The 11,072-nt window shown below is 77.1% G+C and carries 13 protein-coding genes; 4 read left to right on the top strand and 9 right to left on the bottom strand.

From position 1 onward, the window contains the following. Positions 1 to 90 precede the first annotated feature (90 nt). The 3 genes from FSW04_RS01840 (at position 91) to FSW04_RS01830 (ending at position 1,818) form a co-directional block, all read left to right on the top strand. Entirely contained in the window at positions 91 to 864 is a 774-nt protein-coding gene (locus FSW04_RS01840; protein ID WP_146915649.1) for an SDR family oxidoreductase, read from the top strand. 124 nt (positions 865 to 988) lie between these two features. Continuing rightward, on the top strand, positions 989 to 1,396 hold the full coding sequence (locus tag FSW04_RS01835; protein WP_146915647.1) for a hypothetical protein: 408 nt from the start codon (positions 989 to 991) through the stop codon (positions 1,394 to 1,396). A 74-nt stretch (positions 1,397 to 1,470) separates the two neighbouring features. Beyond that, positions 1,471 to 1,818, top strand: a complete 348-nt coding sequence (locus FSW04_RS01830) for a hypothetical protein (protein ID WP_146915645.1) — start codon at positions 1,471 to 1,473, stop codon at positions 1,816 to 1,818. A 225-nt stretch (positions 1,819 to 2,043) separates the two neighbouring features. Here the strand turns inward: FSW04_RS01830 and FSW04_RS01825 are convergent, their stop codons facing one another. The 9 genes from FSW04_RS01825 to FSW04_RS01790 are packed head-to-tail and all read right to left on the bottom strand — an operon-like array spanning position 2,044 to position 10,125. Further along, positions 2,044 to 2,805 carry a class I SAM-dependent methyltransferase gene (locus FSW04_RS01825; RefSeq protein ID WP_228430795.1) on the bottom strand — a complete coding sequence of 254 codons (762 nt, stop codon included), beginning with the start codon at positions 2,803 to 2,805 and terminating at the stop codon, positions 2,044 to 2,046. Between the two features lie 2 nt (positions 2,806 to 2,807). After that, positions 2,808 to 4,682 (bottom strand): sulfatase-like hydrolase/transferase, encoded by a 1,875-nt coding sequence (locus FSW04_RS28280; protein ID WP_407652980.1) that lies wholly within the window; start codon positions 4,680 to 4,682, stop codon positions 2,808 to 2,810. Next, on the bottom strand, positions 4,604 to 5,185 hold the full coding sequence (locus FSW04_RS26685; RefSeq protein ID WP_228430793.1) for a CDP-alcohol phosphatidyltransferase family protein: 582 nt from the start codon (positions 5,183 to 5,185) through the stop codon (positions 4,604 to 4,606). The genes FSW04_RS28280 and FSW04_RS26685 overlap by 79 nt, the downstream gene beginning before the upstream one ends. Continuing rightward, a complete protein-coding gene (locus FSW04_RS01815; protein ID WP_146915643.1) occupies positions 5,182 to 5,871 on the bottom strand; it encodes a RibD family protein in 690 nt (229 codons plus the stop codon). Before FSW04_RS01815 ends, FSW04_RS26685 begins: the two co-directional genes overlap by 4 nt. After that, positions 5,864 to 6,838: a lysylphosphatidylglycerol synthase transmembrane domain-containing protein gene (locus tag FSW04_RS01810; RefSeq protein WP_146915641.1), complete on the bottom strand. Its 975-nt coding sequence runs from the start codon at positions 6,836 to 6,838 to the stop codon at positions 5,864 to 5,866. Before FSW04_RS01810 ends, FSW04_RS01815 begins: the two co-directional genes overlap by 8 nt. After that, positions 6,835 to 7,656, bottom strand: coding sequence for an SAM-dependent methyltransferase (locus tag FSW04_RS01805; RefSeq protein WP_146915639.1), 822 nt, complete (start codon positions 7,654 to 7,656; stop codon positions 6,835 to 6,837). Before FSW04_RS01805 ends, FSW04_RS01810 begins: the two co-directional genes overlap by 4 nt. Further along, positions 7,653 to 8,720 (bottom strand): glycosyltransferase family 4 protein, encoded by a 1,068-nt coding sequence (locus FSW04_RS01800; RefSeq protein WP_146915637.1) that lies wholly within the window; start codon positions 8,718 to 8,720, stop codon positions 7,653 to 7,655. Before FSW04_RS01800 ends, FSW04_RS01805 begins: the two co-directional genes overlap by 4 nt. Further along, complete coding sequence (locus FSW04_RS01795) at positions 8,717 to 9,115, bottom strand: 6-pyruvoyl trahydropterin synthase family protein (protein ID WP_146915635.1); 399 nt, start codon at positions 9,113 to 9,115, stop codon at positions 8,717 to 8,719. The genes FSW04_RS01800 and FSW04_RS01795 overlap by 4 nt, the downstream gene beginning before the upstream one ends. Next, complete coding sequence (locus FSW04_RS01790) at positions 9,103 to 10,125, bottom strand: zinc-dependent alcohol dehydrogenase (protein WP_228430791.1); 1,023 nt, start codon at positions 10,123 to 10,125, stop codon at positions 9,103 to 9,105. The genes FSW04_RS01795 and FSW04_RS01790 overlap by 13 nt, the downstream gene beginning before the upstream one ends. A 149-nt stretch (positions 10,126 to 10,274) precedes the next feature. On the opposite strand from FSW04_RS01790, the gene FSW04_RS01785 reads away from it, so the two are divergent. Further along, on the top strand, positions 10,275 to 11,051 hold the full coding sequence (locus FSW04_RS01785; protein WP_146915633.1) for an enoyl-CoA hydratase/isomerase family protein: 777 nt from the start codon (positions 10,275 to 10,277) through the stop codon (positions 11,049 to 11,051). The last annotated feature ends 21 nt before the right edge of the window (positions 11,052 to 11,072 follow it).

Below are 11,072 nucleotides of genomic sequence, written 5' to 3'. Positions count from 1 at the left end.
CGACGCCGCGCGCGGCGCAGCCAGGGATCGCCGATCCGGGGCTCGGCGGGTCCCTTTCGCCGACGGCGCCGGCGCGCGACCGTGCCCGCCATGACCCCTGACACCACCCCCACCCCGATCGCGCTCGTGACCGGCGGCAACCGCGGGATCGGGCGCAGCACCGCGCTCGCGCTGGCCGCCGAGGGCGCCGGCGTCATCCTCACCTACCGCGCCAATGCGACCGAGGCGCAGGACGTCGCCGCCGCGATCGAGGCCGGCGGCGGCCGCGCCGTCGCGCTGCGCCTCGACGTCGGCGAGGTCGCGTCGTTCGGTGCGTTCGCCGACGCCGTCGGCGCCGCGCTGCGCGAGACCTGGGACCGGTCCGCGTTCGACATCCTGGTCAACAACGGCGGCACCTCGCTGCACGCCTCCATCGCCGAGACGACCGAGGACCAGTTCGACGCGGTCGTCGACGTCCACTTCAAGGGCGTGTTCTTCCTCACCCAGGCGCTGCTGGGGCACATCGCCGACGGCGGGTCGATCGTCAACATCGGCACGGGCCTGACGCGCTTCACGTTCGCCGGGTCGGCCGCCTACGCCGCGGCCAAGGGCGCGGCCGACGTGCTCACGCGCTACCTCGCGCTCGAGCTCGGCGGGCGCGGTATCGCGGTCAACACGCTGGCCCCGGGCGCGGTCGCGACCGACTTCAGCGGCGGCATGGTCCGCGACACCCCGGAGCTGCAGGAGCAGATCGCCGCCCAGACGGCGCTCGGCCGGGTCGGCCTTCCCGAGGACATCGGGCCGGCGATCGCCGGGCTCGTGCTGCGCTCGGGGCACTGGATCACCGGGCAGCGGATCGAGGCCTCGGGCGGGACGCGCGTCTGAGGAGGGCCCGGGGCGCCGCTGGGGCGGTGACGACGTCTTGGCCGATCCTCGGCGCGATCTCGGCCGCCGCCCAGGGTCGACGGCCATCGTGCGGCTCACCCCCTCCCACCCAAAGGAACCCAGCATGTCCACGCTGCGCACCAAGCTCACCACCGCCGCCGCGATCGGCGCCGCCGCCCTCGGCGGCGGGGCGATCGCCAACGCGGCGACGTCCTCCTCCTCGACGACGTCACCCTCCGCGTCGGGCTCGTCCTCCGCCACGGCCACCGGCCCGGCGCAGCGCGACCCCTCCAAGGGGAGCCACACGCTCAACGGCAAGACCGAGACACTGCTGACCGGTGACACCGCGGCCAAGGTCAAGGCCGCCGCCCTGGCCAAGGTCTCGGGCACGGTCGAGCGCGTCGAGACCAACGTCGACTCGAGCGCCCCGTACGAGGCCCACATCAAGAAGGCCGACGGCACCGAGGTCGAGGTGCAGGTCAGCAGCGGCCTCACGGTGGCCGCGGTCAACACCATGCCCGCGCACCCGTAGGCCGCATCTGCGCCCGGTACCCCTCGCGGGGCCCCGGGCCCCGGGCACCGTGGCGCCCCGGGGCCGACCTCATCGTGCCGCTGGCCAACGGTGAGCCGGTCACGCTGGTGGACGTGCTGGAGCGCGAGCACGAGCAGCTCGACGGCATCCGGATCTACCAGATGCACGCCGTGTGCGAGCGGGCCTACATCCGCGGCGAGTGCAGCGAGCACACGGCGTGCTCGATGGCCGTCGCCGCGGCGAGCCCGCCCGACCGCCGCGGCTACCTCACGCTCGGCATCAGCGCCGACGACGTGGCGCCGCTCATCGGCGAGGTCCCCTTCCTCCTCGAGGCCACGCCGCCCATGCGGCGGACGTTCGGGCTCAACCAGATCCACGTCTCCCCGGTCGTGGGCTGGACGGAGAGCGACCAGCCTGCCTGACGGGCCACGCCGACCTGGGGATCCACACCGAGCTGATCTCCGACGGTGTCGTCGACCTCGCCGGGCGCGGCAAGGCGTTCATCGTGCTCGCCGCGCGGCCGTTCGCTGTCGGCGCTGACCGGCGCTGATCGCCGTCGCCCACCCCGACCACCGCGAGGAGCTCGAGCGCGAGGCAGTCGCCGCGGGGATCCTGCGGCGACCGCGGCCGGGACGATCCGCCCGCCCCTAGGCCCGCTGGGCCACGAGCGCGAGCTTGCGGACCCGGCCCGTGCGCAGCCAGTCGATCCACAGGCGGTGCGCGGCGAGCAGGTCGTCCAGCGCCCGGCGGCCGAGCTGGGCGGCGATGTGCGCGGCGTCGGCGGCGAACGCCTCGGCCAGCGCCTGGGCGGTCGCGCGGTGCGCGGCGCTGCGATCCTCCTGCCAGGTCAGCACGAGCCCCGCGGCCTCCAGCAGCGCGGCGACCTCGGCCAGCGGGGCGGGCCAGACGGTGTCGGCGGCGGGCATCGCCTCCCGCTCGGCCGCCGTGAGCGGCGCGCCCTCCTCCAGCGTGAACGCGAAGCGCCCACCGGGCGCCAGCGCCGCGGCGACCGCGCGCAGCACGGCGTCCTTGTCCTCGAACGCGAGCATGGTCTCCAGCAGCAGCACGACGTCGAAGGAGCCTGCCGGCAGCGCAGGGACCTGGCCGACGACGAAGCGGCACGGCAGGTCGCCGGCGCGGCTGCGGGCGACCGCGAGGGCGCTCGCGCTGGCGTCCACGCCCAGGTAGTCGCAGCCCAGCTCCCGTGTGACGAAGCGCCCGGGCCCGGCCACGCCGCAGCAGAGGTCCAGGGCCGCGACCCCGCTGGAGATGCCGGCGCGCAGCGCCAGGGCCCGGATCTCGCCGGCGGTCATGAAGCTCTCCTGCCCGACGAACTCGCCCGGCGGGTAGGCCGACAGGCGCGCTCGCCGCAGCGTGTCGTCGAACCACGCGCGGTCGTCCTGGCGCACGGTCAGCCCGTCGCCGGCGTCGAGCCGAACGCGGTCAGGAAGCGGTCGCGGAACGCCTCCATCGGCCAGACCGGGGCCTGCGGGCCGGGCAGCAGGCCGTCCTGCCAGTCCCAGGCCGAGATCCGCCGCAGCACCTCGGGATCGTGGGCGATGACCGAGATCGGGACGTCGTGGCTGGCGCCCAGCCCGCTGACGGTCGTGGCGGGCTGGTGGTCGCCGAGGACGACGAGAACCGTGTCGTCGTCGCCGTAACGCCGCACGAACGAGATCAGGGTGGCCAGCGAGTACTCGATGGACTGCCCGTAGGCCCTGCGGGCCCGTGCGGAGTCGCCGATGAGCGCGGCCCGCGAGGTCGCCGCGGGCGGGATCCGGGCGAAGACGGAGCCGTCGCCGACCTGGTCCCAGGGGACGAGCCGGGGGATGCTCGTCCATGGCGCGTGGCTCGAGATGAGGTCGACCTCGGCGAAGAGCGGTGCGCGATCGCGGGGTGCCAGCTCGCGGCGCTGCAGGGCGGCCAGCGCGTACTGGTCGGGCATGGGCGGCAGCCCGAAGCCCGGGCCGCGGTAGCCGAGGTTGCGCCGGTCGTAGACCTGGTTGTAGTGGTAGAACGTCGAGCCCTGCGGCCACGCCCGGTGGTTGGCGGGCATGATCCCGACCGTCCGCCACCCGGCGCGCCGGAACGCCGCGGTGAGCGTGAGGCGGTCCTGGGCCACGAGCTGGTCGTAGCGCCGCTGGCCGTCGACGCGGACGCCCGACTGCAGGGTGGAGTGCGCCAGCCAGCTCAGGCCGCCGAACGTCGGCGAGGTGAGGAACGCGCTGCGCGCCGCGAACCCGGCGGCCCGCAGCTGCGCGGTGCCGCGGTTCACGACGGCGTCGACGCCGGGCGAGAACGACGAGCCCTGCAGGGCGACACGGCCGTAGCTCTCGACGAACACGAGCAGGACGTCCTTGCCGCACAGGCCGGTGAGCAGCCGGTCGCCCGGCGTGGCGCGGAAGCGGTCGTGGGCGATCTGCCGGGCGAGCACGGCGCGGTCGGCCAGGCCGGTGCGCACGAGGTGCACCTCCCGCACGGCCAGGGAGGCGGCGCTCGAGGAGGCCGCCGGCGCGCCGGCGATCCGCAGGACGACCCACAGGACGCCGAGCACGGCGGCGGCGCGCAGGACCACCGGGCGGTGGTCGGCCGCGACCCGGGTCACGCGCAGCAGGGCCAGCACCGGGATGGCGAGCAGGACGACGCCGAGGAGCGCGGCGCCGGCGACGACGAGGTCGGCGTAGGACCGTCCGGCCCCGTCGCGGAGCGTCTCGATCCCGATGCCCAGGTAGCCCGAGTCGTCGACGGGCCTGAACGGCCGGTCGAACGCGGTGAAGAACCCCAGGTCGAGGATCGTCACGAGCACCAGCGCGCTCAGCAGCACGCCCGCGACGACGGCGAGCGCGCGGCGTGGGCGGGCGGGCAGCAGGACGGCCAGCGCGACGAGGACCAGGAGCTCCAGCGGGACCCGCGCGAACGCGCCGGGCGTGAGCAGGCTCGGCTGCTGCGGCGCGACCGAGGCGGCCCAGGTGAGCAGGAGGGCGAGCACGGTGAGCGCCACCGCGATGGCCGTGCGCAGCGGCCCGCGCGCGGACGGGGCGCCTCGGTCCCCGCCCGTGACCTCCGGGACGGGCTCGCCGGGAGCGACGTGCCGGCGGCGCCACAGCCACCGCACCGAATCGGCGAACGAGGCGGCCAGCAGGACGAGCGCCGCGGCCAGGACGGCCTGCATGACCCCGCGCGGCAGCACCCCGGCGGCCGCCACCGTCAGCACGAGGCCCTGGGTCGCCGCCGCGACGCGGCGCCACAGGCGCCGCGGCAGCGGTGCGCGCATCCACGGCGCCAGCCACTCGCCGGCGGCGAACGCGTAGCGCGCGGCGCCCCCGCGAGCACCCACGCGCCGTAGGCCGGCGCGACGTAGACGCACAGGGCCAGGATGAGCAGCGCGTCGACCTCTCCGTCGAAGCGCGCGCCGAGCGTCGTCGCCGTCCCGCTGAACCGCGCGACCGCGCCGTCGACGAGGTCCAGCACGAGCGCGACGGCGGCCAGTGCGACGACGACCGCGACGGGCGGGTCGTGCGCCAGCGCGTCGACCGCCAGGGCGGCGACGCCGACGGCCAGCGTGGCCCGTGCCAGCGTCACCCACGACGCCGGCCCGAGGCGCTCGCCCGGGCGGCGTGCGAGGCCGCAAGCCAGCGCCGCGGCGACCGCCAGCGCGCACGCCGAGCCGGCCAGGCAGCCGGCGACGCCGAGCCCGGCGGTCCCCGCCAGGACGGCCAGCAGGAGCACCTGGGCGAGCAGCCCGGCCGCCGGGCCCGTCCGGCTGGCGTGCGCGCGCGCCGCGATCATCGGTCCTCGAACCGCGGGGACAGCGCGTAGCGCAGGAGGACGACGTCGCCGATCTGCCGCGTCTCGGCCAGCGTGGCGCGCCGCCCCGCGTGCCACGGGAAGCGCCCGTCGGTCACGAAGCGCGGCGCGCTGGAGTCGCCGACGAACAGCGGGGCGATGACGAGCTGCAGCTCGTCGACGAGGTCGTCGGCCAGGAACTGGGTGTGCACGACGCCGCCGCCCTCGACCATGAGCCGCTGCACACCCCGGTCGGCGAGGTCCTCGCTGAGCCGGCGCATCCGCACGCGGGGGCCGCCGTCGACGATCGTCGCCACCGGGCCGAGCCGCGCGCACGCGTTGCGCACGCGGGCCGTCGAGGTGTACACGAGCTTCTCGGCCTCGCCGGTGGCGAAGAAGCGCGAGCGCGCGTCGAGGTCGGCCCGCTCGGTCACGGTGATCTTCATCGGCGACGACGGCAGCCCGCGGGCGGTGCGCCCGTCGCGCAGCGCCGCCGAGCGCACGAGCAGGCGCGGGTTGTCGGTGCGCACCGTGACGGCGCCGACCATGATCGCGTCGCACGACGCGCGCACCTCGTCGACCCGGTCGAAGTCGGCGGCGTTGGACAGCGCCAGGCGCGGCGTGTGGTCGCCGAGGTAGCCGTCCAGCGACACGCTGCAGCTCAGCATGGTGTAGGGACGCTCAGGCATCCGGGACTCCCTCCGGTCGCGCGGGGACGACGAGCCCGCCGCGCACGGTCCGCTCGATCGCCGGCGCCGGCCGGGCGCGGCGCGCCCAGGCGACGACGAGGACCGCGGCGCCCGGCAGGCCGGCGACGAGCACCATCACGCCGTAGACGACCGCGGTGGCCACCCCGCGCGGCGCGCCCAGGCCGGCCGCGGCGAAGGCCCAGGCGGTCACGCCCTCGCGCGGCCCCCAGCCGCCCACGTTGGGCAGCGCCGCGCCGAGCAGGACGAGCAGCGCCAGCGGCAGCATCCGCGACGGCGGTGCGCCTGCACCGGCGGTACGGGCGGCGATCAGGAACGTGGCGGCGTGGCCGGCGACGACCAGCGCGGACGCCACCACGATGGCCGGCCAGGCGCGCCGCGCGAACAGGCCGGCGCGCAGGTCGCGGGCCGCCGCACGCCGCAGCCGCGCCCACCGGGTCGGGCCCTCGCCGCCGGGCCGCGCCCGCGCCGCCACGACGACGATCGCCACCGCGGCGACCAGCCCGGCGGCGACGAGCGGCATCGCCGGGCGCACGGGTGAGGGCAGGACGAGGAGCAGCACGACGGTGAGGACGGCCTGCACGGCCTGGCCCGCGGCGCGCTCCCAGGCCACGGCGCGCAGCCCGCGGCCGACGTCGTCCGTGTCGCGGCCGTGGCTGATGCCGCGGTGCACGTCGCCCAGTACGCCGCCGGGCAGCGCGACGTTGAGGAACAGCGAGCGGTAGCAGGCGGCCACCGCTGCGCCCATGGGCAGCTCGACGCCCAGGCCGCGCGCCACGATCCGCCAGCGCCACGCGCAGCACACCGTGGTGAGCATGGCCAGCCCGGCCGCGGCCGCCAGCGCCCCGCCGTCGACGGTGCGCAGGCCGTCGAGGAACGGGTCCGTGCCCAGCCGCCAGACCAGGACGGCGAGGATCGCCGCCGTCGCCGTCAGGCGCGCCCACGTCACGGCAGCACCAGCACGTCGGCGTGGTCGACGATCACGGCCAGCCCGCCGGCGGCCGCCTGGGCCAGGCGGCGATCGAGGTAGGCGCCGGCGGGGACCGTCAGCGCGGGCTCCTGCTCGCAGGCGGCGGCGACCCACCCGCGCAGCCACTCGGCCGCGAGGTCCGCCTGGGCCGCGCCCAGGCGCCACGGGCTCGGGTCGCTGAGGACCTCGGCGCCCGCGGCCCGCAGGTGCGCGGTGGCCGCCGCCACCGCGTCTGGCCCGAGCAGGCGTCCACCCGGCGTGCTGCGGCGCTGATGGGCGTCGAACGCGGCGGCGATGTGTGCGTCCAGGTCGTCGGCCGGGCTCAGGGCGACGCGACCCACCACGGTGAGCGCGAGCAGCAGCGGGCACGCCGCCGCGGTGCAGGCGTCGAGCATCGCGGCCAGCTCGCCGGCGCCCAGGATGTCCAGCAGCGCGGAGGCGACGACGAGATCGGCGCCCGCGAGGTCCGCCGGCCCGAGCCGGGCGAGGTCGGTTCGCCGCGCCTCCGTGGTGACCGCCGGGCCGTCGGCGGTCGGGACTGGGGGGTGCGCAACGGCGAGGTCCAGGAGGTCGGCGTCGCGGTCGTGCACGATCCAGTGCTGAGGGCCGGGCAGGCGGGGCGCCAGCCAGCGGCCCATGGCGCCGCTGCCGCCGCCGAGGTCGTGGATGGCGAGCCCGCCGCGGGCGGGGAGGTGGCGCGCGAGGCGCCCGGCCAGGCGCGCCGAGCGCGCCGCCGCGTCGGCGGGCTCGCGCAGCACGAGCCACTCGGGGCTGACCCGGATGCCCGTCGCGCTCACCGGCGGGCCTCCGCCAGGACGCCGGCCACGACGGCGGTGGTGTCGGGCCACCGGGGCAGCGCGGCGCGCCGCCGGCGCGCGGCTCGCCGCAGGCGGCGGCGCAGCCCGTCGTCCAGGAGCCAGGCCCGCAGCGCGGTGCCGAGGGCGGCCGGATCGCCGGGAGCGACGAGGAGGCCCGGCCGCGTGCCGTCGTCGGCATGGCCGAGCGCCTCCGGCACGCCGCCGACGTCGGTGGCCAGGACCGGCACGCCGCGGGCCAGGGCCTCCGTGACGACCATCCCGTAGGTCTCGGCGTGCGAGGCGAGCACGAGCAGGTCCGCGGCGGCGTAGGCGCGCTGCAGCTGCGGGCCCGTGCGCGGGCCCGGGAAGCGCACGCGGTCGCCCAGCCCGCCGGCCCGCGCGCGGCGCCGCACGCTGTCGGCGAAGGCCGGGTCGCAGACCAGGCTGCCCAGGCACGAGCAGCGCCAGGGGAGGTCCTTGGCGGCCGCCAGCCCGTCGAGCAGCACGTCGTGGCCCTTGCCGGGCGTGACGGCCGCCACGCAGAGCAGCGCGTCGCCGGCCTCCGTCCCGGGCGCGAGGTCGGCCTCCTCGACGCCGGGCTCGGCGACGTGCACCCGTCCGGCCGGCAGCGCGTACAGCTCGGCCAGCCGGCGCCGGCTCCAGGCGCTCGTCGTCACGACGGCGGCCGCCGCCGCCAGGACGGCGTGCTCGCGTGCGCGCACCGCGGCCGCCTCGCCCTCCGGCGGACGGTCGCCGAGCGGCATGTGGACGAGCACGACCTGCGCCAGCCGCCCGGCCTGCGGCACGAGCATCTCGGGGGCGGCGCAGGCGATGAGCCCGTCGAGCAGCACCACGGCGCCGTCGGGGATCCGCTGCAGGGCGTGCGCCAGCGCGGTGTGCCCGCTCGCGTCGCGTCGCGGCCAGGCGCCGGCGACGGGGTGCTCGCGCACGGCCGTGCCGCGCGCGGCGAGCTCCCGGCACACCTGGCGGTCGTAGGTGTTGCCGCCGCTGGGCCGCGCCGGGTCGTCGATGCCCTCCGGGACGATGACGTGGACCTCCGTCACAGCGACCGCTCGTAGCCGGCCCACGCGACATGGGACTCGTGCAGGGTCACGGCGAGCCCGTCGAGACGGCGCCCGCCGTCGCCGAGGTCACCGGCTGCGGCGCGGTCGGCGAGCCGGTCGGCGACGACCCGGGCGAGCTCCTCGGTCGTGGTGTTCAGGCCGGCCAGGGCGGGCTCGTCGTCGAGGTTGCGGTAGCCCAGCTCGGCGACCACGACGTGCAGCGCGCCGGCCGCCCGGGCGATGTCGACGACGATCCCGTCCTCGTCCAGGGTCGCGCGGCGGAACGTGGCGTCGACGACGTACGTCGCGCCGTGCAGCCGCTGCGCGGGCCCGAACGTCGCGCCCCGCAGGCTGTGGGCGATCATCATGTGGTCGCGGATCGTCACGCTGAACATGGGCCGGTCCCGTCGTAGGTGATGGTGTGGCACAGCGCCGGCAGGCTCCCGTCGGCCAGCCGCGGCATGACCGCGGGCAGCTCGTCGAAGTGCGACGCGCCGGTCACCAGCGCGTCGAACGCCGGGTCGCGCAGCAGGTCGAGCGCGAGCGCCAGCCGGGCGCCCGTGCCGCGGCGCGCGCTGCGGGCCGGGGAGACCGTCCCGACCTGGCTGGCCCGGATCCCCAGGCGGCGGGCGTGGAACGCGCCGCCCAGCGAGAGCCGGACCTCGGCGTCGCCGTACCAGCTCAGGTCCAGCACGGTGCCCTCGGGGGCGAGCAGGTCCAGTGCGGTCTGCAGGCCGGCCGATGTGGCGCTCGTGTGCACGACGAGGTCGCAGCCGCCCGCGGTGTCCTGCGGCGCGGCGAACCCGACGCCCAGCGCGGCCGCGACCGGGGCCCGCGCAGCGTCGACCTCGACGAGCGTGACCTGCACCGCCGGGAACCGGGCGAGCAGCCGCGCGACGCAGCAGCCCACCATCCCCGCGCCGACGACGGCGACGCGGTCGCCGACCAGCGGCGGCGCGTCCCACAGCGCGTTGACCGCCGTCTCGACGGTGCCCGCCAGCACCGCGCGCGCCGGCGGCACGTCGTCGGGCACGACGGTCACCGCGCCGGCGGGCACGACGTAGGCCGTCTGGTGCGGATACAGGCAGAAGACCGTGCGGTCCAGCAGCTCCGGCGGGCCGTGACGCACGCTCCCGACGCTGAGGTAGCCGTACTTCACGGGGCCCGGGAAGTCGCCCTCCTGGAACGGCGCGCGCATCGCGGCGCGCTGGCCGGCGGGCACGCCGCCGCGGAACACGAGCGCCTCCGTGCCGCGGCTGACGCCGGACCGCAGCGTCCGCACGACGACGTCGCCGGGGCCCGGCTCGGGCAGCGCGACGGGCCGGATCTCGCCGTGGCCGGGCGCGCGGAGCCAGAACGCCTGGGCGCCGTCGGGCACGTCCTCGGTCTCGGCTCGGGAGGGCATCGCGCGGGTCCGGGCGGCGCCCGGACACCCATGCATGACACCGGCCGTGGGCGATCCTTCCCGCCCGGCGGGCTAGGATCGGCGCGCGACGCGGGACCCGCGGGGAACGGCCCCGTGGGCGGATGCGTCCCGGCGCCGGGAGGTCGGGCATGGGCGGTTCCTTTGTGAGCTTCGAGGACTACCGGGATCGCTACGAGACGATCCGCATGGAGCGCCACGACGGCGTCCTCGAGCTCACCTTCCACACCGACGGCGGCCCGCTGCAGTGGTCGGCGGCCGGCTCCCACGCCGACTGCGCGGACGCGTTCGCCCAGATCGCGCGCGACGAGGGCAACGAGGTCGTGATCATGACCGGCACCGGGGACGCGTTCTCCGGTCCGCTGGGCGACACGACATCGGTGCCGCGGCTGTCGCCGCGCGGGTGGGAGACGATCCGCCGGCACGGGCTGCAGCTGACGCGGGGCCTGCTCGACATCGAGGCCATCGTCATCAGCGCGGTCAACGGGCCGGCGATCCGCCACCCCGAGATCCCGCTCGTGGCCGACATCGTGCTCGCCGCCGACACCGCGACGTTCCAGGACTCGGCGCACTTCCGCGCCGGCGTCGTGCCGGGCGACGGCCTGCACTACCTGCTCCCGGCGCTCATGGGCCCCAACCGCGCGCGCTACTTCGCGCTGACCGGGCAGGTGCTCGGCGTCCAGGAGGCCAAGGACCTGGGGCTGGTCGCCGAGATCCTGCCCCGCGAGCAGCTGCTGCCCCGCGCGCGTGAGCTCGCCGAGCTCGTGCTGCGCCAGCCGCTGCTGACGCGGCGCTACACCAAGCTCGTGATGACGGAGTCGCTGCGCCGGTCGACCCAGGAGCTCCTGGGCTACGGCCTGGCGCTCGAGGGGCTCGCGATCGCCGACGAGGTGGCCGGGCAGGGGTGAGGCGCGCCGCCGGCGCGCGCA

The organism is Baekduia soli (genome assembly GCF_007970665.1).
GTDB lineage: Bacteria > Actinomycetota > Thermoleophilia > Solirubrobacterales > Solirubrobacteraceae > Baekduia > Baekduia soli.
The sequence above is the reverse complement of the archived record's forward strand: the minus strand, read 5'-3'. Positions and strand labels throughout refer to the sequence as shown.